This is a genomic window from Streptomyces sp. NPDC058274, from assembly GCF_042881375.1.
GTDB lineage: Bacteria > Actinomycetota > Actinomycetes > Streptomycetales > Streptomycetaceae > Streptomyces.
On record NZ_JBHVXW010000006.1, the window covers coordinates 140,227 to 166,184 of the forward strand.

The 25,958-nt window shown below is 71.4% G+C and carries 22 protein-coding genes; 15 read left to right on the top strand and 7 right to left on the bottom strand.

The genetic code is table 11. From position 1 onward, the window contains the following. Positions 1-165: 165 nt before the first annotated feature. Positions 166-1,083: a sugar phosphate isomerase/epimerase family protein gene (locus ACFVYF_RS14830; protein WP_389455597.1), complete on the bottom strand. Its 918-nt coding sequence runs from the start codon at positions 1,081-1,083 to the stop codon at positions 166-168. A 122-nt stretch (positions 1,084-1,205) separates the two neighbouring features. Here ACFVYF_RS14830 and iolC point away from each other — a divergent pair, with 122 nt between their 5' ends. The 6 genes from iolC (at position 1,206) to ACFVYF_RS14860 (ending at position 9,237) form a co-directional block, all read left to right on the top strand. Next, the gene (gene iolC, locus ACFVYF_RS14835; RefSeq protein ID WP_389455598.1) at positions 1,206-2,156 is read left to right on the top strand and encodes a 5-dehydro-2-deoxygluconokinase; all 951 of its coding nucleotides are present in this window, start codon (positions 1,206-1,208) and stop codon (positions 2,154-2,156) included. 161 nt (positions 2,157-2,317) lie between these two features. Next, positions 2,318-3,190, top strand: coding sequence for a deoxyribose-phosphate aldolase (locus ACFVYF_RS14840; RefSeq protein WP_389455811.1), 873 nt, complete (start codon positions 2,318-2,320; stop codon positions 3,188-3,190). 7 nt (positions 3,191-3,197) lie between these two features. Further along, on the top strand, positions 3,198-4,013 hold the full coding sequence (gene iolB, locus ACFVYF_RS14845) for a 5-deoxy-glucuronate isomerase (protein WP_389455599.1): 816 nt from the start codon (positions 3,198-3,200) through the stop codon (positions 4,011-4,013). Next, positions 4,010-5,917, top strand: coding sequence for a 3D-(3,5/4)-trihydroxycyclohexane-1,2-dione acylhydrolase (decyclizing) (gene iolD, locus ACFVYF_RS14850; protein ID WP_389455600.1), 1,908 nt, complete (start codon positions 4,010-4,012; stop codon positions 5,915-5,917). Before iolB ends, iolD begins: the two co-directional genes overlap by 4 nt. 13 nt (positions 5,918-5,930) lie before the next feature. Beyond that, positions 5,931-7,433: a CoA-acylating methylmalonate-semialdehyde dehydrogenase gene (mmsA, locus tag ACFVYF_RS14855; RefSeq protein ID WP_389455601.1), complete on the top strand. Its 1,503-nt coding sequence runs from the start codon at positions 5,931-5,933 to the stop codon at positions 7,431-7,433. 376 nt (positions 7,434-7,809) lie between these two features. Continuing rightward, a complete protein-coding gene (locus ACFVYF_RS14860) occupies positions 7,810-9,237 on the top strand; it encodes an APC family permease (protein ID WP_389455602.1) in 1,428 nt (475 codons plus the stop codon). Here the strand turns inward: ACFVYF_RS14860 and ACFVYF_RS14865 are convergent. Beyond that, positions 9,230-9,643, bottom strand: a complete 414-nt coding sequence (locus ACFVYF_RS14865; protein ID WP_389455603.1) for a GNAT family N-acetyltransferase — start codon at positions 9,641-9,643, stop codon at positions 9,230-9,232. The two genes, ACFVYF_RS14860 and ACFVYF_RS14865, sit on opposite strands and share 8 nt — an antisense overlap. A 116-nt stretch (positions 9,644-9,759) precedes the next feature. On the opposite strand from ACFVYF_RS14865, the gene ACFVYF_RS14870 reads away from it, so the two are divergent. The 3 genes from ACFVYF_RS14870 to ACFVYF_RS14880 all read left to right on the top strand — a co-directional run bounded on the left by ACFVYF_RS14870 (position 9,760) and on the right by ACFVYF_RS14880 (position 14,970). Next, the gene (locus ACFVYF_RS14870) at positions 9,760-12,402 is read left to right on the top strand and encodes an alpha/beta fold hydrolase (protein ID WP_389455604.1); all 2,643 of its coding nucleotides are present in this window, start codon (positions 9,760-9,762) and stop codon (positions 12,400-12,402) included. After that, positions 12,399-13,262 carry an ABC transporter permease gene (locus ACFVYF_RS14875; protein WP_389455605.1) on the top strand — a complete coding sequence of 288 codons (864 nt, stop codon included), beginning with the start codon at positions 12,399-12,401 and terminating at the stop codon, positions 13,260-13,262. The genes ACFVYF_RS14870 and ACFVYF_RS14875 overlap by 4 nt, the downstream gene beginning before the upstream one ends. A gap of 145 nt (positions 13,263-13,407) precedes the next feature. Then, positions 13,408-14,970 (top strand): von Willebrand factor type A domain-containing protein, encoded by a 1,563-nt coding sequence (locus ACFVYF_RS14880; protein WP_389455606.1) that lies wholly within the window; start codon positions 13,408-13,410, stop codon positions 14,968-14,970. 1 nt (position 14,971) lies between these two features. On the opposite strand, the gene ACFVYF_RS14885 is transcribed toward ACFVYF_RS14880, so the two are convergent. Continuing rightward, positions 14,972-15,547 (bottom strand): TetR/AcrR family transcriptional regulator, encoded by a 576-nt coding sequence (locus tag ACFVYF_RS14885; RefSeq protein ID WP_389455607.1) that lies wholly within the window; start codon positions 15,545-15,547, stop codon positions 14,972-14,974. A gap of 174 nt (positions 15,548-15,721) precedes the next feature. On the opposite strand from ACFVYF_RS14885, the gene ACFVYF_RS14890 reads away from it, so the two are divergent. Together ACFVYF_RS14890 and ACFVYF_RS14895 are read left to right on the top strand one after the other, a co-directional pair. Continuing rightward, positions 15,722-16,537: an SDR family NAD(P)-dependent oxidoreductase gene (locus ACFVYF_RS14890; RefSeq protein WP_389455608.1), complete on the top strand. Its 816-nt coding sequence runs from the start codon at positions 15,722-15,724 to the stop codon at positions 16,535-16,537. An 82-nt stretch (positions 16,538-16,619) separates the two neighbouring features. Then, positions 16,620-18,539 (top strand): AMP-dependent synthetase/ligase, encoded by a 1,920-nt coding sequence (locus ACFVYF_RS14895; protein WP_389455609.1) that lies wholly within the window; start codon positions 16,620-16,622, stop codon positions 18,537-18,539. Positions 18,540-18,616: 77 nt separating this feature from the next. Here the strand turns inward: ACFVYF_RS14895 and ACFVYF_RS14900 are convergent, their stop codons facing one another. Beyond that, positions 18,617-19,024, bottom strand: coding sequence for a rodlin (locus ACFVYF_RS14900; RefSeq protein WP_389455610.1), 408 nt, complete (start codon positions 19,022-19,024; stop codon positions 18,617-18,619). A gap of 199 nt (positions 19,025-19,223) precedes the next feature. After that, positions 19,224-19,634 carry a rodlin gene (locus ACFVYF_RS14905; protein ID WP_383283863.1) on the bottom strand — a complete coding sequence of 137 codons (411 nt, stop codon included), beginning with the start codon at positions 19,632-19,634 and terminating at the stop codon, positions 19,224-19,226. Positions 19,635-19,889: 255 nt separating this feature from the next. On the opposite strand from ACFVYF_RS14905, the gene ACFVYF_RS14910 reads away from it, so the two are divergent. The 3 genes from ACFVYF_RS14910 (at position 19,890) to ACFVYF_RS14920 (ending at position 21,781) form a co-directional block, all read left to right on the top strand. Further along, the gene (locus ACFVYF_RS14910; protein WP_389455611.1) at positions 19,890-20,300 is read left to right on the top strand and encodes a rodlin; all 411 of its coding nucleotides are present in this window, start codon (positions 19,890-19,892) and stop codon (positions 20,298-20,300) included. 267 nt (positions 20,301-20,567) lie between these two features. Continuing rightward, positions 20,568-20,825 carry a chaplin gene (locus ACFVYF_RS14915; RefSeq protein WP_389455612.1) on the top strand — a complete coding sequence of 86 codons (258 nt, stop codon included), beginning with the start codon at positions 20,568-20,570 and terminating at the stop codon, positions 20,823-20,825. Between the two features lie 104 nt (positions 20,826-20,929). Next, on the top strand, positions 20,930-21,781 hold the full coding sequence (locus ACFVYF_RS14920; protein WP_389455613.1) for a chaplin: 852 nt from the start codon (positions 20,930-20,932) through the stop codon (positions 21,779-21,781). Between the two features lie 56 nt (positions 21,782-21,837). Here ACFVYF_RS14920 and ACFVYF_RS14925 read toward each other — a convergent pair whose 3' ends face one another. Then, positions 21,838-23,103 (bottom strand): NAD(P)-binding domain-containing protein, encoded by a 1,266-nt coding sequence (locus tag ACFVYF_RS14925; protein WP_389455614.1) that lies wholly within the window; start codon positions 23,101-23,103, stop codon positions 21,838-21,840. Then, positions 23,103-24,365 carry an ATP-grasp domain-containing protein gene (locus ACFVYF_RS14930; RefSeq protein ID WP_389455615.1) on the bottom strand — a complete coding sequence of 421 codons (1,263 nt, stop codon included), beginning with the start codon at positions 24,363-24,365 and terminating at the stop codon, positions 23,103-23,105. The genes ACFVYF_RS14925 and ACFVYF_RS14930 overlap by 1 nt, the downstream gene beginning before the upstream one ends. Before the next feature lie 168 nt (positions 24,366-24,533). On the opposite strand from ACFVYF_RS14930, the gene ACFVYF_RS14935 reads away from it, so the two are divergent. Beyond that, on the top strand, positions 24,534-25,838 hold the full coding sequence (locus ACFVYF_RS14935; RefSeq protein WP_389455616.1) for a glycoside hydrolase family 26 protein: 1,305 nt from the start codon (positions 24,534-24,536) through the stop codon (positions 25,836-25,838). Positions 25,839-25,958 lie beyond the last annotated feature (120 nt).

Below are 25,958 nucleotides of genomic sequence, written 5' to 3' on the forward strand. Positions count from 1 at the left end.
GCCTGTCGCCCGGGTGTGACCCAAGACCCGCGTACACGCGACATGTGTGACAGAAGGGGGTTCTTTGTGACACGGGTGACGCAATCACCGCCGTGAGCGGCCCCCGCAGGGCGCGCAGACCCCAGCCCCGCAGGGCCTGCAGAACCCCGACGTCCCGCAGACCCCCTAAGCCCCGCAGGACCTGAGGAAGGACCGGGTGCGTCGGGCGATCGGCAGGGGCTTGTCCGGCGGGCACGGGTACATGTCCTGCTCGACGATCGCGAAGAGGTCGACGCCGAGCTGCTGCGCGGCGGCGAGCACGGGCTCCAACGCCGGTACGCCGGACGGTGGTTCGCACATGACGCCGCGGGCCACGGCCGGCCCGAACGGCACCTCGTTCGCCCGCACCTCGGCCAGGATCAGCGGGTCCACCTGCTTGAGGTGGAGGTAGCCGATGCGCTCGCCGTACGTCTCGATGAGCTTGACGTTGTCGCCGCCGCAGTACGCGTAGTGCCCGGTGTCCAGACACAGCGAGACGAGCGAGGAGTCGGTCGCGTCGAGGAATCGGGTGACGTTCTCCTCGCTGTCGATGTGGGTGTCGGCATGCGGGTGGACGACGATCCGCAGGCCGTAGCGCTCCCGCACCTCGTGGCCGAGACGCTCGGTCTGGGCGGTGAGATTGCGCCACTGGGTCGGCGTCAGCGTGCTGTCCTCCAGCACCGCGCCCGTCTTGTCGTCCCGCCAGAAGGAGGGGATGACGACGAGGTGCTCGGCGCCCATCGCCTGGGTGAGCGCCGCGATGTCGGAGACGTGCGCCCAGGTGGCGTCCCAGACGTCAGGTCCCCGGTGCAGCCCGGTGAAGACCGTGCCGGCCGAGACCGTGAGCCCGCGCCGCGCGGTCTCCTCCTTGAGGACGGCCGGATCGGTGGGCAGATAGCCGTACGGGCCCAGCTCGATCCACTCGTAACCGGACTCGGAGACCTCGTCGAGGAAGCGCTGCCAGGGCACCTGCTGAGGGTCGTCCGGGAACCAGACGCCCCAGGAGTCGGGAGCCGAACCGATCCGGATACGGGACAGTGAGGAGTGAGGTGACAACGACGTCATGAGCGTCAGCTTCCGACCGCTCAGGAGAGGTGTCAAGGGCTGGTCCGAATGTCTGGACAAAACGTTGACAGGGCTCCCCGCGCCGGGCTAGACCTGGGGACAGCCGAAGCGAAGGGAACTCGATGGCGTACGACCTGATCACCATGGGGCGGATCGGCGTGGACCTCTACCCGTTGCAGACGGGCGTGTCGCTGGCCCGGGTGTCGTCCTTCGGGAAGTTCCTCGGCGGGTCGGCGACGAACGTCGCGGTGGCCGCGTCCCGGCTCGGCCGGCGTACGGCGGTGATCACGCGGACGGGTGACGACCCCTTCGGCACGTACCTCCACGAACAGCTGCGCGACTTCGGCGTCGACGACCGCTGGGTCACACCCGTCGCCGGGCTTCCGACGCCGGTCACCTTCTGCGAGGTCTTCCCGCCGGACGACTTCCCGCTCTACTTCTACCGGCAGCCCAAGGCCCCCGACCTGGAGATCGACGCGCACCAACTCGACCTGGACGCCATCCGTTCGGCGCGCATCTTCTGGGTGACGGGCACCGGCCTGAGCGAGGAGCCCAGCCGTACGGCGACGCTCGCCGCGCTCGCCCACCGCGCGCGGTCCGGTACGACGGTCTTCGACCTCGACTGGCGCCCCATGTTCTGGGCCGACCCCGAGTCGGCGCGCCCCTTCTACACCGAGGCCCTGCGCCACACCACGGTCGCCGTCGGCAACATCGACGAGGTCGAGATCGCCACCGGCGAGCGTGAACCCCATGCCGCGGCCGGGGCCCTCCTCGAGGCGGGCGTCGAACTCGCCGTCGTCAAACAGGGCCCCAAGGGCGTCCTCGCCGTCCACCGCGACGGCACGTCCGCCGAGGTGCCGCCCCTCCCGGTGACGGTCCTCAACGGCCTGGGCGCCGGCGACGCGTTCGGCGGCTCCCTCTGCCACGGCCTGCTCGCCGGCTGGGAGCTGGAACACGTCATGCGGTACGCCAACGCCGCGGGCGCCGTCGTCGCGTCCCGGCTCGAGTGCTCCTCGGCGATGCCGACCCCGGACGAGGTCGAGGACGCGCTCACCGCGGGAGCGGTGCGGTGAGGGCGGGATCCGTCGGGGGAGCGCGCCACGAAGGGGACGACACCTCGCCGTACCGGGAAGGGGGCGACCCCACGCCGTACAGGGCAGGCCGCGACCCCAAGGCCGACGGGGCCGGCGGCGGCACCCGGGCCGACGCTGCCCGGGACCGCAAGGGCGTCGACCTGGCCGATCTCGTCCGCACCCGTGCTCACCACCCCGAGGCCATCGCCGAGGCCGCGGCCCGGCGCCCCCGCCGTCCCCTCGTCAACGACAGCGGCCGGCTGATGATCATCGCCGCGGACCACCCGGCGCGTGGTGCCCTCGCCGTGGGCGACCGCAAGCTCGCCATGGCGAACCGCACCGACCTCCTGGAACGGCTCTGTCTGGCGCTGAGCAGACCGGGCGTCGACGGCGTCCTCGCCACCGCCGACATACTCGACGACCTCCTGCTGCTCGGTGCCCTCGACCACAAGGTCGTCCTCGGCTCGATGAACCGGGGTGGCCTCGCCGGCGCGGCCTTCGAGCTGGACGACCGCTTCACCGGCCACCGCCCGCGGGACATCGAGCGGTTCGGCTTCGACGCGGGCAAGCTGCTGCTGCGGATCGACTACGACGACCCGGGTTCGCTGCGCACCCTGGAGTCAACCGCGCGGACCATCGACGAGATGGCCGAGCGCCGGCTCCCCGTGTTCGTCGAGCCGTTCCTCTGCCGGCGCGACCCCGCCACCGGCGCGCTGCGCAACGACCTGAGCGCGGAGGCCGTCACCAAGTCGATCGCCATCGCGAGCGGCCTGGGCGGCAGTTCGGCGTACACCTGGCTGAAGGTGCCCGTCACCGAGAACCCCGACGACATGGCCCGCGTCATGGAGGCCTCCACGCTGCCCGCCGTGCTCCTCGGCGGCGATGTCGGCGAGGACCAGGATCGCGCCTACGAGAAGTGGCGCGGCGCGCTCCAACTCCCCACCGTGCAGGGCCTGGTCGTCGGCCGCTCCCTGCTGTACCCGGCCGGCGGGGATGTGACCGCCGCGGTGGACACCGCCGTAGGACTTCTGTGAGGACAGGATGACGAGCAACGAGCTGTACGTCCGCAAGGGCGCGTCCGCCGGCCCGCTGTACGCCGTCGACATCGACCCCGAGCGCGCCGGCTGGACCCACAGCAGCCTGCGCGTCGTCGAACTCGCCCCGGGAGGCACCCATACGTTCACCACGGGTGACAGTGAGTGGATCGTGCTTCCCCTCAGTGGCGGTTGTACCGTGCGAACAGAGGACGAAGAGTTCCACATCCTGGGCAGGGACAGCGTGTTCAGCGGAGTCAGCGACTTCGTGTACGTGCCCCGCGACGCCCGGGTACTGATCGCCTCCGGTGCGGGAGGCCGCTTCGCCCTGGCAGGAGCGAAGTGCGAGCGCAGACTCCCCGCCCGCTACGGCCCCGCGCCGGAGGTTCCCGTCGAAGACCGCGGCAGCGGCACCTGCGCACGCCAGGTGCGCAACTTCGCCTCGGCCGACGCCTTCGACTGCGACCAGCTCATCGCCGTCGAGGTCATCACTCCCGGCGGCAACTGGTCCTCGTACCCGCCCCACAAGCACGACGAGAACCGGCCGGGGCAGGAGACCGAGCTGGAGGAGATCTACTACTTCGAGATCGACGGTCCGAACGGTTTCGGGTACCAGCGCGTATTCCCTTCGCGTGAGGGCGGATCCGACGTCCTCGCCGAGGTCCGCAGCGGCGATGCCGTCCTCGTCCCCGACGGATGGCACGGCCCCTCCATCGCCCAGCCCGGCCACACGATGTACTACCTGAACGTGATGGCCGGACCGGGCAAGGAGCGGGAATGGCGGATCTGCTTCCACCCGGAGCACACGGAGGGGTACCGATGACAGAGCCGACGGCGAAGGCGCCACGGACGACGACCCGGCTGACGGTCGCGCAGGCGCTGGTGCATTTCCTGGCCGCCCAGTACACGCAGCGGGACGGTGAGCGGCAGCGGCTGATCGGCGCCACCTGGGGCATCTTCGGCCACGGCAACGTGGCGGGGATCGGCCAGGCCCTCGTCGAGTACGGCGACGAGATGCCGTACCACCAGGGCCGCAACGAACAGGCCATGGTGCACGCGGCGGTGGGGTACGCGCGGCAGTCCAACCGGCTGTCGACGCACGCCGTCACCACCTCCATCGGCCCCGGCGCCACCAACCTCGTCACCGGCGCCGCCCTCGCGACGGTCAACCACCTCCCGGTGCTGCTCCTGCCCGGCGACATCTTCGCCACCCGCGCCGCCGACCCGGTGCTCCAGCAGCTCGAAGTGCCGTACGCGGGCGATGTGTCGGTCAACGACTGTCTGCGTCCGGTGTCGAAGTACTTCGACCGGATCTCCCGTCCCGAGGCGCTCATCCCGGCCGCGCTCCAGGCGATGCGGGTGCTCACCGACCCCGTCGAGACGGGGGCGGTCACACTGGCGCTGCCGCAGGACGTGCAGGCGGAGGCGTACGACTGGCCGGAGGAGTTCTTCGCGGAGCGCGTCTGGACCGTCCGGCGTCCGGCGCCCGACTCCGCCGAGCTGTCCGCCGCGGTCCGGGCGGTCCGCGAGGCCCGGCGGCCGCTCATCGTGGCTGGCGGCGGCGTCCACCACAGCCGCGCCGAGACCGCGCTGGCGGAGCTCGCCGGGGCCACCGGCATCCCGGTCGCCTCGACCCAGGCGGGCAAGGGGTCCCTGCGGTGGGACCATCCCCAGGACGTCGGCGGCATCGGCCACACCGGCACCGCGACCGCGGACGAACTCGCCCGCACCGCCGACCTGGTGATCGGCGTCGGCACCCGCTACACGGACTTCACCACCGCCTCGGGCACCCTCTTCAGCAACCCGGCCGTGCGCTTCCTGAACCTCAACATCGCGCCGTACGACGCCCACAAGCTGTCCGGACAGACCCTCGTCGCGGACGCGCGCGCCGGACTGGAAGAGCTCACCGAGGCCCTCACCCTGCACGGCCACCGCGTCGAGCCGGCGTACGTCATGGAGTACACCGACGACAAGGAGCGCTGGGAGTACCGGGTCGACGCCGCGTACGAGGCGGAGGACCCCGACATCCGGCCCACCCAGCCGCAGGTCCTCGGCATACTCGACGCGCTGGTGGACGAGGAGGACATCCTCATCAACGCGGCCGGTTCGCTCCCCGGCGACCTGCACAAGCTGTGGCGGGCGCGCTCGCGCGACCAGTACCACGTCGAGTACGGCTACTCCTGCATGGGCTACGAGATCCCGGCCGCGATCGGCGTGCGCATGGCGGCGCCCGGGCGTCCCGTGTGGGCGCTGGTCGGCGACGGCACCTATCTGATGATGCCCACGGAGATCGTCACGGCCGTCCAGGAGAACATCCCGGTCAAGGTGCTCATCCTGCAGAACCACGGCTACGCGTCCATCGGCGGGCTCTCGGAGTCGGTGGGCGGCGAGCGTTTCGGTACCGCGTACCGCTACCGGGCCGCCGACGGTACGTACACGGGGGCGCCGCTCCCCGTCGACCTGGCCGCCAACGCGGCCAGCCTGGGCCTGCGCGTCCTACGCGCGAAGACCGTCCGTGACCTGCGGGCGGCGCTGGCCGAGGCGCGGGCCGCGGACACTCCCACATGTGTCTACGTGGAGACCGAAACGGCAGACACAGTGTCGGGCGCGCCTCCGGCCCAGGCCTGGTGGGATGTACCTGTGGCCGAGACCGCGACCCGACCGTCGGCGGTCAAGGCGCGCGACGAGTACGACCGGCACGTCTCCACCCGACGCCGCCATCTGTGAGGGAGTTACTGGCATGACGAAGATCGTCAACCACTGGATCGGCGGGAAGCCCGCCGAAGGCGCGTCGGGTACGTACGGGCCGGTCACCGACCCGGCGACCGGCGCCGTCACCACGAAGGTCGCCTTCGCGACCGCCGACGAGGTGGACGCCGCGGTCGCCGCCGCCAAGGAGGCGTACGCGACCTGGGGCACCTCCTCGCTCGCCAGGCGGACCGCGATCCTCTTCAGGTTCCGGGCCCTGCTGGACGCCAACCGCGACGCGATCGCCGAGCTGATCACCGCCGAGCACGGCAAGGTGCACTCGGACGCGCTCGGCGAGGTCGCCCGTGGCCTGGAGATCGTCGATCTGGCCTGCGGGATCACCGTGCAGCTGAAGGGCGAGCTGTCCACCGAGGTGGCCTCCCGGGTCGACGTGTCCTCGATCCGCCAGCCGCTGGGTGTCGTCGCCGGCATCACGCCGTTCAACTTCCCGGCCATGGTGCCGATGTGGATGTTCCCGATGGCCATCGCGTGCGGGAACACCTTCGTCCTCAAGCCGTCCGAGAAGGACCCGTCGGCGTCGATGAAGATCGCCGAGCTGCTCGCCGAGGCGGGCCTGCCCGACGGCGTCTTCAATGTCGTGCACGGCGACAAGGTGGCCGTCGACCGTCTGCTGGAGCACCCGGACGTCGCCGCGGTCTCCTTCGTGGGCTCGACCCCGATCGCCCGCCACATCCACACCACCGCCGCCGCGAACCACAAGCGCGTCCAGGCCCTGGGCGGCGCCAAGAACCACATGCTGGTCCTCCCGGACGCCGACCTGGACGCGGCGGCCGACGCCGCGGTCTCGGCCGCGTACGGCTCCGCGGGCGAGCGCTGCATGGCCATCTCGGCCGTCGTGGCCGTCGGCGCGATCGGCGACGAGCTGGTGGCGAAGATCCGCGAGCGCGCCGAGAAGATCAAGATCGGTCCCGGCAACGACCCGGCGTCCGAGATGGGCCCGCTGATCACGGCCGCGCACCGCGACAAGGTGGCGTCCTATGTGAAGGGCGCGGCCGACCAGGGCTCCGAGGTCGTCCTCGACGGCACCGGATACACGGTCGAGGGCTTCGAGGACGGCCACTGGATCGGCCTCTCGCTGCTCGACCGGGTGCCGGTCACCTCGGACGCGTACCGGGACGAGATCTTCGGCCCGGTGCTGTGCGTCCTGCGGGTGGACACGTACGAGGAGGGCCTCGACCTCATCAACGCCTCGCCGTTCGGCAACGGCACCGCGATCTTCACCCGGGACGGCGGCGCCGCCCGCCGCTTCCAGCTGGAGGTGGAGGCGGGCATGGTCGGCGTGAACGTGCCGATCCCGGTGCCCGTGGGCTACCACTCCTTCGGTGGCTGGAAGGACTCCCTCTTCGGAGACCACCACATCTACGGCAACGACGGCACGCACTTCTACACCCGCGGCAAGGTCGTCACCACCCGCTGGCCGGACCCGTCCGAGGCGCCGGCCGGCGTCGACCTGGGGTTCCCGCGCAACCACTGAGCGTGCTCGGAACCGCCCGTGCAGCCGTCCGCAATGCGGACGGCTGCACGTTTTTTTAACGCCCCCGCAACGGTTCCCGTTCAGACGGGATGAAACGGGTGACGCAGGGGTTATGGCTGGCTGACCTTCGAAAGCAAGGTCACATTCGCAGAGATCTTGATGATTGCCACATGGAGGCGTCAAAGCCTGGGAAAGTGATGTGGCCTGGGTCGCTTCCCATCTGCGGATTCCGTAGGTAAACAGCCATTGACGTGATGGTTTTCGTCGGGGTTCCATTCAGCGCCGGGAGCGGACGAGAGATGTACGACACGAGCCGCCGGAGGCGATAACGCTCCCGCCCGAATCACCTGACGCACGAGTCGATCGGAACCGCTTCATGACCGACACGCTCCGCCCTGTCGAGACCGCCGTCCTGGACGCCGCCCCCACGGCCTCCGGCAGCCCTCAGCTCAAGCGCTCCATCGGAATCGTCGGTGGCACGCTGCTGACGCTCTCCTGCGTGACCCCCGCCTCCACGCTCTTCGTGGTCGTGCCCGATCTCTTCTCGTCCCTCGGTACGGCGACCGCGCTCACCATCGCGATCGGCTCGGTCCTCTGTATCGCCGTGGCGTTCTGTTACTCGGAGCTGGGCACCCTCATCCCCAGCGCGGGCGGCGAGTACGCCATGGTCTCGACGATGGCCGGCCGCCTCGCCGGCTGGCTGGTCTTCGTGCTCTCCCTGCTGGTCGTGATGATCGTGCCGCCGGTGATCGCCATGGGCACGGCGGACTACCTCGCGCCGATCGTGCACCTGAACCCCTCGATGGCGGGCGCCGGCGTGATGCTCCTGGCCACCCTCGCCGGCCTCCTCGACCTGCGCGCCAACGCCTGGATCACCGGCGTCTTCCTGGTCCTCGAAGTCATCGCGGCGGCCGTCGTGGCGGTCCTCGGCTTCTCGCACGGCGAGCGCGGGCTCGGCAGCCTCACCTCGATGCAGGTCGCGGGCTCCGGAGGCCACACGGACACCGTCACGGCCATGCTGGTGGTCTCCGGGCTCGCCATCGCCCTGTTCATCACCCAGGGCTTCTCGACCGCGGTCTACCTCTCCGAGGAGCTGGAGAACCCGCGCCGCAACGTCGCCCGCACCGTGCTCGCCACCCTCGCCATCTCGACGGTGATCATCCTGGTGCCGGTCGTCGCGATCACCATGGGCGCCCCGGACCTCTCGGCCCTGACCGGCGGCGACATCAGCAGCATGGTCACCGCCTGGTCCAACTCCGCCGTCGGTACGTTCGTCAGCCTCTGCGTCGCCCTCGCGATCATCAACGCGGGCATCGTCATGGTCATCCAGAACTCCCGCGTCCTGTTCGCCTCCGCCCGCGACAAGGCCTGGCCCGAGCCGGTCAACCGGGGCCTCTCCCGCCTCGGCCGCTTCGGCTCCCCCTGGGTCGCCACGCTCCTCGTGGGCGTCCCCGGCGCGCTCCTGTGCTTCGTGAACCTGGACACCCTCTACGGCGTCACGGGCGTCTCCGTCACCGGCATGTACCTGCTCGTCGCGGTCGCCGCGCTGCTCGCCCGGCGCGGCAAGCACGCCCACACCTCGGCCTGGCGGATGCCGCTGTGGCCCGCCGTGCCGGTCCTGCTGATCGCCGTCCTCGCCTACATCCTCAGCCAGCAGGAGGCCGGTTACCTGCTGTGGACCGGCGGCATCACGGCCGTCGCCACCCTGTACTGGGCCTTCTACCTGCGTCCGCGCCGCGAGACCCGCTGGCTGGTGTCGATCCCGGAGGACGCGCAGGACCAGGGCCTGTCCGGCGTCAGCTGAAGTCCCACGTCACCACGGTGCACGTGCCGTCGTCCTTGCCACCCGCGCTGCGGTAGGTGGCGAGGGCGACGTCGTTTCCGGTGTCGACGCCGACCCACATCCCGTAACAGCCGCGTTCGCGGGCGAGGGCGGCCAGCGTCCGGATCAGCGCGCGTCCGGTGCCCCGCCGCCGGAAGGGCCCGGCGACCGCCAGCTCATACAGGAACATTTCGGTCCCCTTGTCGGGGTGCACCGTCTCCACACCGCTCACGAAACCCACCGGGCCCTCCCCCTCCTCGTGGGCGAGGAAGAGATGGTGTCCCTGCGTGTCCAGGAAGCGCCGGGCCCACTCGGGCCGTACCGGGTGGTCGAAGAGGTGCTCGGCGGCGGCCAGTTCATCGACGGTGGTGGCGCGGCGAATCTCCATGGGGCGTTCGTACCACGGCTGCGGTACACGCGGCCGCGACCGTACTCCCAGGGGAGGGCGGTGGGTTCAACCCGGTGGCTGCATCGGTTGTCGGTGCGGGCCTTTACGGTTGACGCATGGATCTTCGACTGCCCCGAACCGCGCTGCGGGGGCCGCGCCGGTGGATCGCCGCCGCGGCCGCCGTGGTCGTGCTCGCCGGCGCCGGTACGTGGACGGCTGTCGCCTCGGACGAGGCCCCACCCGTGCACCGTGCCGACAGACTCATGTCCGTGGGTGACGGTGTGAGGATCGACACGTCGTACTTCACCGCGGGCTCGGGCCGCCGCCCCGCCGTGCTGCTGGCCCATGGCTTCGGCGGCAGCAAGGACGACGTCCGCAGCCAGGCGGAGCAGCTCGCCCGCGACGGGTACGCGGTACTGACCTGGTCGGCCCGCGGCTTCGGCAAGTCCACCGGCAAGATCGGGCTGAACGACCCCAAGGCCGAGGTCGCCGACGCCTCGAAGCTCATCGACTGGCTGGCCAAGCGCCCGGAGGTGCAGCTCGACAAGGCCGGCGACCCGCGCGTGGGCGTCAGCGGCGCCTCGTACGGCGGAGCGGTCTCGCTGCTCGCCGCCGGGTACGACGACCGGGTCGACGCGATCGCCCCCGAGATCACGTACTGGAATCTGGCGGACGCCCTGTTCCCGAACGGTGTGTTCAAGAAGCTCTGGGCCGGCCTGTTCATCAGCTCCGGAGGCGGCTGCGACCGCTTCGAGGCGCAGCTGTGCACCATGTACAACCGGGTCGCCGAGGCCGGGAAGCCGGACGCGGCGGCCCGCGCGCTGCTCGACGCCCGGTCCCCGTCCGCCGTCGGCGACCGCATCAAGGTGCCGACCCTCCTGGTGCAGGGCCAGTCCGACTCGCTCTTCCCGCTCGGCCAGGCCGACGCGACGGCGAAGGCGATCCGGGCCAACGGCGCACCCGTGGACGTCGACTGGATCTCCGGTGGGCACGACGGCGGGGACATGGAGACCGCCCGCGTGCAAGCCCGGGTCACCTCCTGGTTCGACCGCTATCTGAAGGACGACACGAAGGCGGACACCGGCCCAGCCTTCCGTGTCACCCGCACCGGAGGCGTCGACTCCACCGACGGCGCCGCGCAGTTGCGGGGCGCGAGCGGGGACACGTATCCGGGTCTGGAGAGCGGACTCCGCCCGGTCGCGCTGGCCGGCCGCGAGCAGAGCTTCCGGAATCCGGCGGGCGCGTCTCCGCCCGCCATCTCGGCCCTCCCCGGCTTCGGCGGGTCCGGCGGCCTGTCACAGCTCTCGTCCCTCGGCGTCGGCGTCTCGCTCGACTTCCCCGGGCAGTACGCGAAGTTCGAGTCCGCCCCCGTCGCCGACGACCTGCGGATCACCGGCTCCCCGACGGCGACGGTGCACGTGAAGTCGACCAGCGACGACGCGGTGCTCTTCACCAAGGTCTACGACGTCGGTCCTGACGGCACCCGGCAGGTGCTGCCCTCACAGCTGGTGACGCCTCTGCGGGTCGAGGGCGCGAAGGCCGGCAAGGACGTCCGGCTCACCCTGCCGGCCATCGACCACGAGGTGCAGAAGGGCCACCGGCTGCGCCTGGTCATCGCCTCGACGGACCTCGGTTACGCCTCACCGGTGAGCCCCGCGACCTACACGGTCTCCCTGAAGGGCGACCTCCAGGTGCCGACCGCCCCCGGTGTGACGACCGCGGCCGCACCGCTGCCCGGCTGGGTGTGGTGGCTGCCGCTGGCCGGCGCGCTGGTCGCCCTCGCCCTGCTGCTCACCGGCCGCCGGCGGACGAGCGCGGGTTCGCCCGATCCCGGGCTGGCCGAAGTCCCGCTCCAGATCACGGACCTGAGCAAGCGCTACGCCCGGTCCGCCGACCGGTACGCGGTCCGGGACCTGTCGTTCCGCGTGGAGAAGGGCCACATCCTCGGCCTCCTCGGGCCGAACGGCGCGGGCAAGACGACCACCCTGCGCATGCTCATGGGCCTGATCAAGCCGGACGACGGCGAGATCCGCGTCTTCGGGCACGCGATCCGGCCGGGCGCGCCGGTGCTCTCCCGGGTCGGTGCCTTCGTCGAGGGTGCGGGCTTCCTCCCGCACCTCACGGGCCGCGAGAACCTGGAGCTGTACTGGCAGGCCACCGGACGCCCGCCCGAGGACGCCCATCTCGCCGAGGCGCTGGAGATCGCCGGCCTCGGGGACGCACTGGCCCGCGCGGTCCGCACGTACTCCCAGGGCATGCGCCAGCGGCTCGCCATCGCCCAGGCCATGCTGGGCCTGCCGGACCTGCTGATCCTGGACGAGCCGACCAACGGCCTCGACCCGCCCCAGATCCGCGAGATGCGCGAGGTCATGATCCGCTACGCCGCGGCCGGCCGTACCGTCATCGTCTCCAGCCATCTCCTCGCCGAGGTCGAACAGACCTGCACGCATCTCGTGGTCATGGACCGGGGGCGACTGGTCCAGGCGGGCCCGGTGGCCGAGATCATCGGCTCCGGCGACACCCTCCTGGTGGGCACCGGTTCACGCGTGGAGGAGCCGGTGGTCGAGAAGGTCGCCGCGCTGCCCGGCGTGGTCTCGGCCGTGGGCACCGAGGACGGGCTGGTGGTCCGCCTCGAGCCCGGCGGCAGCGCACAGCGCCTCGTGGTGGAGCTCGTCCGGCTCGAAGTCCCGGTGGCATCGGTCGGCCCCAACCGCCGGCTCGAAGACGCCTTCCTCACCCTGATCGGAGGCTCCGCATGAGCACGCTCGTCGAGCGGACCGAGACGGCCGACGGGTACCGCGCGCGGCGGACACTGCCCCTGCGCGTCGAGCTCATACGGCAGTTGAAGCGGCGCCGCACCCTCGTCATGGGGGCGGTCCTCGGACTGCTGCCCTTCGTCCTCGTCATCGCCTTCGCGATCGGCGGCGAGCCGGGCTCGCGCAACGGCCAGGTCAGCCTGATGGACACGGCCACCGCGTCGGGGGCGAACTTCGCCGCGGTGAACCTGTTCGTCTCCGCCGGTTTCCTCCTGGTGGTCCCCGTCGCGCTGTTCTGCGGGGACACGATCGCCTCCGAGGCGAGCTGGTCGTCGCTGCGGTATCTGCTGGCGGCGCCCGTTCCCCGGGCGCGGCTGCTGTGGTCCAAGCTTGTCGTGGCGCTCGGCCTCAGCCTGGCCGCGATGGTCCTGCTGCCGGTCGTGGCGCTGGCCGTGGGCACGGCGGCCTACGGCTGGGGCCCACTGGAGATCCCCACCGGCGGCGCGCTGTCCACGGGCACCGCGGCCCAGCGCCTGCTGATCGTGGTGGCGTACATCTTCGTGTCCCAACTGGTCACCGCCGGGCTCGCGTTCTGGCTGTCGACGAGGACGGACGCCCCGCTGGGCGCGGTCGGCGGCGCCGTGGGTCTCACGATCGTCGGCAATGTGCTGGACGCGGTGACCGCTCTCGGCGACTGGCGCGACTTCCTGCCCGCGCACTGGCAGTTCGCCTGGGCCGACGCCGTCCAGCCGAACCCGGAGTGGGGCGGCATGATCCAGGGCACGGCCGTCTCGGTAACGTACGCGCTCGTGCTGTTCGCCCTGGCCTTCCGCGGTTTCCGGCGCAAGGACATCGTGTCGTAGGTCTCCGGAGGGTCACCTACCGGTCTCAACAGCCGCCTGTCGTGGCCGCTTTGAGATCCATCCGCAACACCCTGTAGCGCACATCCGGGCCCCCTCGGCCGTCACAGTCACAGACGACGGCGTCAGCCGACACAAGGGGGCACGGATGAAGCGGTACCGAATACGGCGGCTGCGCGGCGCGCTGGTCGCCCTCACGGCCGCGGGCGGCCTGCTGCTGTCCGCCTGCAGCGGGAGCGGCGGCAGCCACGACAACACCTCGGACCGCTCGGACAAGTCGGGCGGCCGTACGCTGCCGCTGCCCGCCCCGGGCAGGACCTCGGGCTCCGCCCAGGGGGATCAGAAGGGCGAGCAGACGGGTGACGCCGGCCGCGAGGTCGCGCCGGCCCCCGACTACCTCTCCACCTTCGCCCTGGACGTCGACACCGCCTCGTACGGCTTCGCCCGCCGCACCCTCGCCGACGGACGGCTGCCCGAGCCGTCGACCGTCCGCCCCGAGGAGTTCGTCAACAGCTTCCGCCAGGACTACGAACGCCCGGACGGCAACGGCTTCTCGGTCAGCGTGGACGGCGCCCGCACGGACGAGAAGGGCTGGTCGCTGGTCCGCGTCGGCCTCGCCACCCGGGCGGCGCACGACGAGGAGGAACGCCCGCCGGCCGCCCTCACCTTCGTCATCGACGTCTCCGGCTCCATGGGGGAGCCGGGCCGGCTCGACCTCGCCAAGGACTCCCTCGACGTGATGACGGACCGGCTGCGCGGCGACGACTCGGTCGCGATCGTCACCTTCAGCGACGAGGCCGAGACCGTCCTGCCGATGACCCGGCTCGACGGCCGGCGCGGCCGCGTCCACCGTGCCATCGACCGCCTGGAGCCCACCAACTCGACCAACCTCGGTGCGGGCGTGCGCACCGGTTACGACACGGCCGTCAAGGGCCTGCGCGAGGGCGCCACCAACCGCGTCGTCCTGCTCTCCGACGCTCTCGCCAACACCGGTGACACCGACGCGGACAGCATCCTGGAGCGCATCTCCGACGCCCGCCGGACGCATGGCATCACCCTCTTCGGCGTCGGCGTGGGCAGCGAGTACGGCGACTCCCTCATGGAGCGCCTCGCCGACAAGGGCGACGGCCACACGACGTACGTCTCGGACCGCGACGACGCCCGCACCGTGTTCTGCGAGGAGCTCCCGAAGAACATCGACCTCACCGCCCGCGACGCCAAGGCCCAGGTCGCCTTCGACCCGCGGACGGTCGAACAGTTCCGGCTCATCGGATACGACAACCGGCAGGTCGCCGACGAGGACTTCCGGGACGACCGGGTGGACGGCGGCGAGGTGGGCCCCGGCCACACGGTCACCGCGCTCTACCTCGTCCGCACCGCGCCCGGCGCCGCCGGCCACCTCGCCACCGCGAGCGTCCGCTGGCTCGACCCGGCCAGCCGCGCCCCGCACGAGGAGACGGGCCAACTGGAGGCGTCCTCCCTCGGCGACGACCTGTGGACGTCGTCCTCCCCGGGACTGCGGCTCGCCGCCACGGCCGCGTACTTCGCCGACGCCCTGCGCCAGGGGGACGACCGCTGGGAGCGCCTCCCGGGCAGCCTCCCCCTGAGTGAACTCGGCGCCCGCGCAGACGAGTTGGCGAACACGACAGAAGACAAGGCGGTACGCGGACTCGCCGACGCCATCGATACGGCGACCGGCCTGAGCGGGTGACTCAGACGGCGCCGGGCCGCCGCCCGGCGCCGTGCAGCAGCGTGTCGACGACGAGTGTCGCCAGGGTGTCGGGGTCGGGGTCCGGCCGCTCGTCGCCGTGCAGGGCCTCGCCGATCAGGGCGTAGTAGACGCGGCGGACCCACTCCAGGTCCGCGGCCGGGTCGAGCAGATCTTCGTCCCTGGCTCGTCCCAGGAGTTCGAGGCAGCGCGCCCCCAGCTGATCCCAGCCCGCCGCGGCGGCGCCGCCCTCATCGGTCGGCTGCCCCAGGGCGTAGCTCCAGGCCCCCTTGATCCGCAGCACGTTGGCGGTGACACGATGCAGCGCGACCAGCGGTGGCGTGGTGTCGGGCCGCGCGTCCTCGATGGCCTGCGCGAGCTGCCGTACGGCTGACTCGGCGAGCGCCTCGATCAGCGCCTGCCGGCTGGCGAAGCGCCGGTGGACCGTCGTCCTGGCCACCCCGGCGGCCTCTGCGATCTGCTCCATGGACGCGCCCGGATCGGCGGCGAGCACTCGCTCGGCGGCCTCCAGAATCGCGCGCACACTGCGCTCGGCATCGGCCCGCAGTGCTCGGCCCATGGACTCCTCCACTCCGTCGGTTCCTGACCCCACTGGACGTAGATGATACGCCCGAGTCGCCGTTCCCAGAGTATCTGCATCACAGATGTTGCACTTAACAAAATAAGAGCTACAGTTGTGTCTTAGTTAGGCGTTCGACTCGTCTTCACCCCGGCCTTCCGAAGGGGAACAGTCATGACCACCACATCCACCGCCCTCATCACCGGCGCCTCCTCCGGACTGGGTGCCGAGTTCGCCGCCCAGCTCGCCGCCCGCGGCCACGACGTGATCCTCGTCGCCCGCTCCCGGGACCGCCTGGAAGAACTGGCGGACCGGCTGCGTACGGAGTACGGCGTACAGGCGCACGTCCTGCCCCAGGACCTCGCCGAGCCCGAGGCCGCCGACCGGGTCGCCGAGGCCCTCGCCGCCCGCGGTCTCACCGTCGACCTGCTGGTCAACAACGCCGGCTTCGGCACCTGTGGCCGCTTCGAGGAGATCGACCCGCGCCGCGAGCACGACGAGATCATGGTCAACGTCGTCGCCCTCGTCGACCTCACCCACGCCGTGCTCTCCGGCATGCTGGAGCGCGGCTCCGGCGCCGTCCTCAACGTCGGCTCCACGGCGGGCTACCAGCCGTCCCCGTACTTCGCGGTCTACGGCGCCACCAAGACGTTCGTCCTCAACTTCTCGCTGGCGCTGCGCCAGGAGTACCGGCGTCGCGGCATCCGGGTCACGGCCCTGTGCCCGGGCCCGGTCGAGACGGGGTTCTTCGAGGCGATCGGCACCCGCAAGGCCGCGATGGGCTCGCTCTCCACCGCGCAGCCCGTCGTTCGTGCGGCCCTGCGCGCCCTGGACCGCGACCGCGCGTACCTCACCCCGGGGCTGGGCAACGCACTCGGCGCCCATCTGAACCCGCGCCGCCCGCGCACCCTGGTGGCGGCGATCGGCGAGCGCATCACACGCAAGGTCCTGGAGCCGGAGCAGAAGTCCGCCGCAACCGCGGCCGGCTGAACCGGCCCCGCACAACCCATTGAATTTCCGTTACGCATCGGTAAGTTGACCCCCGTTCAACACCCTGGGACCGGGAGTCGTCATGGGCGTACGCAAGGACCTGAAACGGGCACGGCAGCGCACCGATCTCGCGGCCCGCGGCGGGATCGAGCTGCTCAGGGACGACACCGGCACGGTCACCGAGGTCCGCGCCGGCCCGCTGGCCCCGGGGGTCACCACCGGCAGCACCGCCGACCTGCCCTTCACCAACGCCGCCGAGGCACCCGAGGCCGTGGTGCTGCGCCGCCGGCAGGGCGGCACCTGGCGCCCGGTCACCGCGGCGGCCTTCGCCCGCGAAGTCACCGCCACCGCCAAGGGACTGATCGCCGCCGGCCTCGAACCGGGCGGCCGGGTCGCCGTGATGTCCCGCACCCGCTACGAGTGGACGGTCCTGGACTTCGCCGTCTGGGCCGCCGGCGGCCAGTCCGTCCCCGTCTACGCCACCTCGTCCCCCGACCAGATCGAGTGGATCGTACGGGACTCGGGGGCCCGCTTCGTCTTCACGGAGACCCCGGAGAACACGGCCGCGGTGGCCACCGGCACCGCCGGCCATCCCGAACCCCCGCGCATCCGGGAGATCGAGGCCGGCGCGCTGCCCGAACTCGTCGCCCTGGGCCGGGACACACCGGACGACGAGCTCACCAAGCGCCGTGCCGCCCTTACCCCCGACACGGTCGCCACCATCTGCTACACCTCCGGCACCACCGGACAGCCCAAGGGCTGCGTCCTGACGCACGCCAACCTGCACGCGGAGGCCGCGAACACCGTCGAACTGCTCCACCCGATCTTCCAGGCGGTCACCGGCCAGACCGCCTCGACCCTGCTCTTCCTCCCGCTCGCCCACATCCTCGGCCGCTCGCTCCAGATCGCCTGCCTGATGGCCCGGATCGAACTGGGCCACTGTCCGAGCCTCAAGCCCGACGAACTGCGCCCCGCGCTACGGGAGTTCCGCCCCACTTTCCTCGTGGGCGTCCCGTATCTCTTCGAGAAGATCCACGACACCGGCCGCGCGACCGCCGAGAAGATCGGCCGCGGCGCCTCCTTCGACCGCGCCGACCGCATCGGCGTCCGCTTCGGCGAGGCCTACCTCAACAAGTTCCTCGGCCGCGGCAAGGGCCCGGGCCCCGGTCTCTACGCGGCCTGGGCCCTGTACGACCTGCTGGTGTACCGCCGTATCCGCAAGGAGCTCGGCGGCCGCATGCGGTACGCCATCAGCGGCGGCTCCCCGCTCGACCGCAATCTCAATCTCTTCTTCGCCGCGGCCGGAATCATCGTCTACGAGGGCTACGGCCTCACCGAGACCACCGCCGCGGCCACCATCGTCCCGCCGCTGACACCCCGTCCCGGCACGGTGGGCCTGCCCATCCCCGGCACCGCGATCCGTATCGCGCCGGACGGCGAGGTCCTCGTCCGGGGCGGCGTCGTCTTCGGCGCGTACTGGAACAACCCGGCGGCCACCGACGCCGTCCTGAGCGACGGCTGGTTCGCCACCGGCGACCTCGGCTCCCTCGACGAGGACGGTTTCCTCACCATCACCGGCCGCAAGAAGGACATCCTCGTCACCTCCGGCGGCAAGAACGTCTCCCCGGCAGTCCTGGAGGACCGGCTGCGCAGCCGGTCACCCGTGGGCCAGTGCCTCGTCGTCGGCGACAACCGCCCCTACGTCGCCGCTCTGATCACCCTCGACCCCGAGGCCGTGACCCACTGGCTCGCCGTACGCGGACTGCCCGCCGGCACCTCCGGGGCCGACCTCGTGCGCGACCCCCGCCTGCGCGCCGCCGTCCAGAAAGCCGTGGACTACGCCAACGAGGCGGTGTCCCGGGCCGAGTCCATCCGCGACTTCGCCCTGGTCCCGGGCGAGTTCACCGAGGAGAACGGGCTGCTCACCCCGTCCCTGAAAGTCAGGCGCCACGCGGTGACAGTGGCGTACGCGGACGAGATCGACGCCCTGTACCGAACCTGAGGGGGGCCGCCCGGCGGCGGACATGGGAACAGCGGGCCGCTCCGAAGAGCGACCCGCTGCCCGAGCTGCTGAGGAGATCAGCTGCGGTCGGCGCCGTTGCCCGACAGGACCGGGATGTTGTCCAGGATGTGCGACAGCGGCTCGTCGCCCTTGGCCTGGGTGGAGTTCTCGGTGCACTGCTGGTTCTGCGGGGCCGACAGGATCGGGATGTCCTGGACGGCGATCGGCACGAGGCCGACGAGCGAACCGATGTTGGCCTTGACCGGCAGGCCGACACACGGCTTGTTCAGGGTGCCCTGGACCAGCGAGAGCTGGGGGCTCATGTCGCCCTTGGTCGCCTGGTTGCCGTACTTCTGCTCGGAGCCATTGCCGTTGGCGGTGGTGACGCCTTCGTCGTTGCCGATCGCCAGCGCCTGGGGCGCGGCGGCAGCCGAAATACCGGCGATAGAAGCGGCAATGGCCGCGGTCGCCCACAGCTTCTTCATGTTGGTTCCCTTCGGAGAGCGGACTCCATTGCGGAGCCGCACGTTGATCAACAATGCGATGGAGGGTGTGGATGCGGGGTATGCCCCGATTGGCCCACAGGTTTCTCCGGGACCGGAGAGATGACGCGTCGTCGTTGACGCGACAGAGGCAGCGGGCCACCGGGAGACCGGCGACCCGCTGTCCGCGAGGCTGAGGAGATCAGCTGCGGTCGGCGCCGTTGCCGGACAGGACCGGGATGTTGTCCAGGATGTGCGAGAGCGGCTCGTCGCCCTTGGCCTGGGTGGAGTTCTCGGTGCACTGCTGGTTCTGCGGGGCCGACAGGATCGGGATGTCCTGGACGGCGATCGGCACGAGGCCGACGAGCGAGCCGACGTTGGCCTTGGCGGGCAGACCGATGCAGGGCTTGTTCAGCGAGCCCTGGATGAGGGCCATCTGCGGGCTCATGTTCCCGTACGTCGCCTGGTTGCCGTAGATCTGCTCGGCACCGTTGCCGTTGGCGGTGGTGACGCCGTTGTCGTTGCCGATCGCCAGCGCCTGGGGCGCGGCGGCAGCCGAGGCTCCGACGACGGAAGCGGCGACAGCCGCAGCAGCCATAACCTTCTTGATCACTTGCATGGTCCCTTCTGGAGTAACCCCGTCCACCGGAGCGACCTGGACAACTCGACCTGGGCCGCATGGTTGCTCTGATTCACCCCAATGGCCCAAATGAGGAACCGATTGCACGACATACGTGCGCGCGGAATTCTGCGGGAATTCAGATGAACTGAACGGTCCGACCGGGTGACGTCGCGAAACCAATCCCACCGTCCCCGGTTGAAGGGCGCAGGAACGTGTGTCTCCAGCCAGGAAAGAACCGGAGAAAAAATGTTCAAGAAGGCAATGGCCGCCGCTGCGGTCGCGGCTTCCGTCGTCGGTGCCTCGGCTGCCGCCGCCCCTCAGGCGCTTGCCATCGGCAACGACAACGGCGTCACCACCGCCAACGGCAACGGCGCCGAGCAGAAGTACGGCAACGCCATGTCGGACGGCTCCATGAGCTCGCAGTCCTCGCTGGTCCAGGGCTCGCTGAACAAGCTCTGTGTCGGCCTGCCGCTCAAGGCCAACGTCGGTGCGCTCGTCGGGCTTGTGCCGATCGCCGTCCAGGACATCCCGATCCTGTCGGCCCCGCAGGACCAGCAGTGCGCCGAGAACTCCACCCAGGCCAAGGGTGACGAACCGATCTCGCACATCCTGGACAACATCCCGGTGCTGTCGGGCAACGGCGCCAGCCGCAGCTGAACCGTCGCACCGACGGGATGGTCCCCGGCTCCAGCGAAGTGCGGAGCCGGGTCAGGCCCGGGCGGCCCGCCGAATTCGGCGCGGCCCGTCCGGGCCTTACTGCTCATCGAGGGCCGTGACGTCAATTCGGCGCGAAGCGTTCGAGTGAATTGCCAAACGTCTCACGTTCCGTAGTTTCTTCGGACGTCCGCTCCTCGTTCACAGCCTGCAGGTCGTGCTGCGAGCCGTACATAGCGGTGCTCGCTCGGTTTTGGCCGACACAGGGGCATGACCGCAGAGAAGGGAAAGCACGTGAAGCACAAGAAGAGCGCTGCTGTCGTCGCAGGCGCGATCATGGCCCTCGGGATGGCCGCTCCCGCGTTCGCCGACGCCGGTGCCGAGGGCGCCGCCGTGGGCTCTCCGGGTGTCCTCTCGGGCAACGTCGTCCAGGTCCCGATCCACGTGCCCGTCAACGTGTGCGGCAACTCGGTCGACGTGATCGCCCTGCTGAACCCGACGTTCGGCAACGTCTGCACCAACGACTGACGTCGCAGCGCATCAGCCGCACGGCTGAGTCATGCCGGCCTTGGACTGACCTAATCGGCTCCGAGGCCGGCTTTCCCACTTCTTCAAGCAGGAAGACTACGAGATTGCGACAGACCCTGAGCAGGGGAATGGTCGTGGCCGCGGCCGCGACGGGCATTCTGTCCATGTACGGCACCCCCGCGTTCGCCGACTCGCAGGCGAACGGGGGCGCGGCCGACTCGCCCGGTGTCGCCTCGGGCAACAACGTGCAGGTACCGGTGGGAGTGCCGGTGAACGCGTGCGGCAACTCCGTCGACGTGGTCGGCGCGCTCAACCCGTCCTTCGGCAACTCCTGCGCCAACGGATCGAGTTCCCACGGTCCCCACGGATCGCAGGGTGCTCCGCACCACTCCTCCCACCACGGCTCCGGTCACCACGGCGGGCCGGGTTACGGCGATTCGGGTTACGGCGGCTCGTACGGGCACTCCGGCTCCTCGACGCACGGCGGGACGCACGGTTCGCCCGGCGTCGGCACCGGCAACGACGCCGAGGCGCCGGTGGACGTACCGGTGAACGCGTGCGGTGACACGGCGGACGTGGTCGGCGTGGCCAACCCCGCCTTCGGCAACGAGTGCGGGAGCGGGCACGGGCCCCAGGGGTACGGCGAGGACACCCCGCCGCACCACCAGCCTCCGCACAGCCCGCCGCGCCACCACCCGCACACCCCTCCCCACCACCCCGCGCACACCCCGCCGAGCACCGGGCCCGGGGCTCCTCCCCTCACGCGGGCCATGACACCCCCGGGTGTTCCGCCCACCACCCGTGTGATGACCCCGTCCAGCACGCCGGTCGAGGCCGGACCCGCCCTGGCCCGCACGGGCGGCGACGACGTGCTGGCGGCCGCCGCCGCCAGTGCCGGACTGCTGATCAGCGGAACCGTGCTGTACCGACGAGGCCGGTCCGCGACCCGCCGCTAGGGTCTCTGTCCGCTGCTCCGGGTGCCGGACGCCTCGCGCCCGGCACCCGGGCCCGGTCAGCGCCCCGCCGCGTCCAACGCCCCCTTGGACGAGCGGAGTACGGGCGCCGGGACGCGCCCCCCGCGGGTCCCCGTGTGCAGCCGCCGCCGTACCCCGCGTACCAGCGTGCCCGCCGTGAACGAGGCGCCGTGCACGAACCGCATCGAAGGCCCGAAGCCCGCCGCCGTCAGCAGGCCTGCCATGAACAGGCCGGGGACCGAGGACTCGAAGTCCCGTCCCACCTGCGGCGATCCGTCCGCCACCGCGGCCAGGCTGCCGCGTACCTCGTCGGCCAGCAGTCCCAGCCGCTCGCGGGACGCCCGGAATCCCGTGGCCGCGATGACGTGTTCGGTGTCCAGGGAGGTCAGCTCGCCGCTGCGGCTCACCGACTCCAGCCGTACACCGCCCGGGATCCCGTACGCGGCCGCCACCTCGTGGCCCAGCAGCACCTCGACGGCCGGCTCGACCCGGTCGCGCACCCACCAGGCGCCCGCCGGGCCCAGCGCCGTCGCCGCTACGCGGGCGCGGGTGGTCTCCGGAAGCCGGCGGAAGAGGCCGGGCCGCTCGGCGTAGAACCAGTTGCGCCAGCCGGGGCCCAGACCGCTGTGCGGGGAGCGGGCCGAGCGCCACCAGGGACGCTCCCAGGGCGGCGGCACATCGTTCCAGTTCAGCCGGCCCGCACGGGCCAGGACCCGGACGCGGGTGCCCTGTTCGGCGAGCAGGGCCGCCGTTTCCAGGGCCGCCTGGCCGCCGCCGATCACCGTGACGTCCTTGCCGTGGAAGCGGGTGAGGTCGCTGTGGTGGCTGCTGTGCGAGACGTACGCCGGGTCCAGTTCGCGCAGCGCCGCGGGGACCTCGACGAACGGCAGCACGCCGACGGCCAGGGCCACCGCCCGCGCGTGCAGCACCTCGCCGTCCTCGGTGACCGCCTCGAAGCCTCCGGGGACGACGGCGATCCGCGTCACCGTGCGCTCGTCGACGTCGGGCACCGCGTGGCGCGCGAACCACAGGCCGTACGAGGCGAACATCTCCACCGGGATCGGCTCTCCGTGCCGGGCCTCGACGCCCTGCCCGGCGCAGTACACCTCCAGCCTCAGCCGGCGCTCCGGGTCCGACAGGTTCGACGCCCACGGCTCCGACTTGAGGAACATGCCGCGGGGCATGTTGTCCCGCCAGGAGGCCATGGGCCGGCCGAGGACGCGCAGGCTCAGTCCGGCGGCCGCGGCATGGGAGGCGATGGACAGGCCGTAGGGACCGGCTCCCACCACCAGCAGGTCGTACATCAGCAACTGCTCGCTTTCTCGTCATCGGTCAGGGGACTCGGGACGGCGGCGCCCAGAGGCATCCGCGCCTCCGCCGGGGGACGGACCGCGCCCAGCGCCCGGTCCAGCAGGCGTGCGGCCGCGTGACGGCTCCACAGGGCCCAGAGCGCGAACCCGGGCGCCAGGTCGTCGCGCGCGTGCCAGGCCAGCTCACGCCCGCCGGGCCGGGCGCGCAGCGCGGTGAGCGGGGCGTAGTTCTCCACGACGAACGACCGCCCCGGACGGGGGGCCGGGTCCGGCAGCGGACGGTGTGTCAGGTCCAGGTGCAGGGCGCGTACGACGTCCAGGCCCGAGGCGTCCGTGAAGAGCCGGAACTGGGCGCCGGGGCGCGGGTTGAAGTCGAGCAGGTGGTAGCGGCCCGTCGTGCCGTCCCGCCGGAAGTCGAGGTCGAAGATGCCGCGGTAGCCCAGCTCCCCGGTCAGCCGTTCGGCGAGCGCCTGGACCTGCGGGTTCGGGGTCCAGCGCCCGACCGTGGTGAGGCCGGCGCCGGGCGGCCAGGCGCGCTGCTTGCGGCCGGGGCCGCCCGCGCGCACGGACCCGGACCGGTCGGCGTACCCGTGGAAGAACCAGTCGCGGTCGCGCCCCGGCGGCACGAACGCCTGGAGCAGCAGCCGGCTGCCCGCCTCCGCCGACCGCAGATACAACGTCTGGGCCTCCTGCGCGGATCCCAGGACCACCGTGCTGCGCAGTCCCGTTCCGGCGGGCATCAGCCAGGGGCGGCTCCACTTGGCCACCACCGGCAGCCCCAGCCGCCAGGCCGCCGCGGCCGCCTGGGCCGGGCTGTCCGGGATCAGCGTCACCGGGTGCGGCACGCCGAGCCGTTCGCAGACGGCCGCCAGTTCCGCCTTGTCGGCCACGCGCTCGGCGAGGGGGCCCGGCTGCCGCGGCAGCAGATAACCGGGGCTGAGCCGCTCGCGCAGATGGCCCACCGCGACGGCACTCGCGTCGTCCATGGGAATCAGGACGGCCGGGCGCGACACCCGCGCGGCCACCCGGTGCAGTGCGGCGGCGATTTCTCCCGGAGACGCTCCGGGCGGGGGCGGCGGATGCAGCCGGCTCACAAAACGCGATCTCTGTACGGGACTTCCGGCGGAATCGGCGACCACGTGCACTTCCACACCCGCCCGGCCGAGTGAGCGTACGGCCCCCAATGTTCCGTGGTGAAAGGGATTCCGGTCGATGCGCAGGAGGACGGCGGGGACGCGGGTGTCGAGAAGCGACACGGATATTTCCTTCAGGTCGGTTCACCCGTGCGGGCGATCGGGGCACTCGAAGGCCCGATCCCCGGTTGGCGGAATGGACATTTATATGACTGAGTGTCAGTAGACGGAAGAAGCATGACGGAAGAGCTCGACGGAGAAACTGCGGAAAGAGCGGAGAGAGGAGCAGGTATGGCCGCACAGCAGCACAGGCCCCGCCGGTCGGGGTTCGTCGCGGCCGCGATCGTCGCGTCGCTCGCCCTGGCATCGGGCCCCGGATACGCCCTGGGTCAGGGGGCCGTGGGGGTCGGTGACCCGCCGGCCCCGGTGCCCGCCTCGGTGGCACCCACTCCGGTGCCGCCGACACCGCCCACCGACCCCGTGACCCTCCCCGCCCCGGTCACCCCGCCGGCCGTGACGACCCCGCCCTCCCCGGAGCCGAAGCCCCCGGCGCCGCCCGCGTTCGGCGCCTACCTCGACTACGGGCCCCGGGGTGTGGCCCGGATCGCCGAGCTCAGCCGCTGGCTGGGCGGCGCCGAACTCCGCGTCGGGCACACGTATCTGCCGGGCGACCGCTGGAGCAACATCGAGGGCCCGCCCGGCTTCCTCGACGTGTGGGCGGACTGGCGCCGCGAGAAGGACGACCGGCTGCTGGTCCTCAACGTCCCCATGATGGAGCGCAACGAGGAGGGTGTCTCCGACTCCGGGGTGCGCGCGCTGCTGCAGCAGGGCGCGGCCGGCGCGTACGACAAACACTTCCGCGCTCTCGCCGAGCGGCTCGTCGACCTGAAGGTGCCGGACACCGTCATCGTGCTCGGCTGGGAGATGAACGGCATTACGTACACCCATCGCTGTGGTCCCGACCCGGAGGCCTGGAAGAAGTACTGGAACAGAATCGTCACCACCATGCGGGCGGTGCCGGGCCAGAAATTCCGGTTCGACTTCACGCCGAACCGGGGCCGGGACGCCATTCCCTGGACGCAGTGCTATCCGGGGGACGACACGGTCGACATCATCGGCATGGATTCGTACGACCAGCCGCGGGGACTGACGTTCGACGAACAGGTGAAAGAGCCGTACGGCCTTCAGGCGCACGTGGAATTCGCGAAAGCCCACGGCAAGGCCATTTCCTATCCCGAATGGGGGCTCTTCCGCAACGGCGACAATGGCACGTACATGCGCCGCATGCTCGCGTGGATGGACGAGCACAAGCCGCTCTACAACACGCTGACGGACTATTGCCCGCACGGCGTGTGGCAGTGCGACGACAACCCCACGGCGGCGCAGATCTACCGGTCCGTGCTGTCCGGCCGCACCGACCCGGCTCCGGTGCCGTCCACACCGCCGGCCACGCCCAAGCCGCCCGCCCCGCCGACGAAGCCCCCGACGACCGTGCCCGCGCCCGACTGCTCGCCGGTGCAGCTGGGCGACTGGGTCGAGTACTGGCTCGGCGGGAGGCTCTGCCTCCGGTTCGACTGGTGGTCACGCAACCGGTGACCCCCGAGGGGTGAACCGCGGTGGGGGGGGGGGGGGGGGGGGCCCCCCCCCCCCCCCCCCCCCCCCCCCCCCCCCCCGCCCACATGAAGTGGCCGCCCCCGGCGGGGCCCCCCCGCGGCC

Bases quoted from the DNA above. Each gene is read 5' to 3' on its own strand.
- iolB (WP_389455599.1), top strand. From the start codon at position 3,198: ATGACGAGCAACGAGCTGTACGTCCGCAAGGGCGCGTCCGCCGGCCCG.
- ACFVYF_RS14875 (WP_389455605.1), top strand. From the start codon at position 12,399: ATGAGCACGCTCGTCGAGCGGACCGAGACGGCCGACGGGTACCGCGCG.
- iolC (WP_389455598.1), top strand. From the start codon at position 1,206: ATGGCGTACGACCTGATCACCATGGGGCGGATCGGCGTGGACCTCTAC.
- ACFVYF_RS14900 (WP_389455610.1), bottom strand. From the start codon at position 19,024: ATGAAGAAGCTGTGGGCGACCGCGGCCATTGCCGCTTCTATCGCCGGT.
- ACFVYF_RS14935 (WP_389455616.1), top strand. From the start codon at position 24,534: ATGGCCGCACAGCAGCACAGGCCCCGCCGGTCGGGGTTCGTCGCGGCC.
- iolD (WP_389455600.1), top strand. From the start codon at position 4,010: ATGACAGAGCCGACGGCGAAGGCGCCACGGACGACGACCCGGCTGACG.
- ACFVYF_RS14885 (WP_389455607.1), bottom strand. From the start codon at position 15,547: ATGGGCCGAGCACTGCGGGCCGATGCCGAGCGCAGTGTGCGCGCGATT.
- ACFVYF_RS14870 (WP_389455604.1), top strand. From the start codon at position 9,760: ATGGATCTTCGACTGCCCCGAACCGCGCTGCGGGGGCCGCGCCGGTGG.
- ACFVYF_RS14890 (WP_389455608.1), top strand. From the start codon at position 15,722: ATGACCACCACATCCACCGCCCTCATCACCGGCGCCTCCTCCGGACTG.
- ACFVYF_RS14915 (WP_389455612.1), top strand. From the start codon at position 20,568: ATGACCGCAGAGAAGGGAAAGCACGTGAAGCACAAGAAGAGCGCTGCT.
- ACFVYF_RS14880 (WP_389455606.1), top strand. From the start codon at position 13,408: ATGAAGCGGTACCGAATACGGCGGCTGCGCGGCGCGCTGGTCGCCCTC.
- ACFVYF_RS14860 (WP_389455602.1), top strand. From the start codon at position 7,810: ATGACCGACACGCTCCGCCCTGTCGAGACCGCCGTCCTGGACGCCGCC.
- ACFVYF_RS14910 (WP_389455611.1), top strand. From the start codon at position 19,890: ATGTTCAAGAAGGCAATGGCCGCCGCTGCGGTCGCGGCTTCCGTCGTC.
- mmsA (WP_389455601.1), top strand. From the start codon at position 5,931: ATGACGAAGATCGTCAACCACTGGATCGGCGGGAAGCCCGCCGAAGGC.
- ACFVYF_RS14865 (WP_389455603.1), bottom strand. From the start codon at position 9,643: ATGGAGATTCGCCGCGCCACCACCGTCGATGAACTGGCCGCCGCCGAG.
- ACFVYF_RS14925 (WP_389455614.1), bottom strand. From the start codon at position 23,103: ATGTACGACCTGCTGGTGGTGGGAGCCGGTCCCTACGGCCTGTCCATC.
- ACFVYF_RS14830 (WP_389455597.1), bottom strand. From the start codon at position 1,083: ATGACGTCGTTGTCACCTCACTCCTCACTGTCCCGTATCCGGATCGGT.
- ACFVYF_RS14895 (WP_389455609.1), top strand. From the start codon at position 16,620: ATGGGCGTACGCAAGGACCTGAAACGGGCACGGCAGCGCACCGATCTC.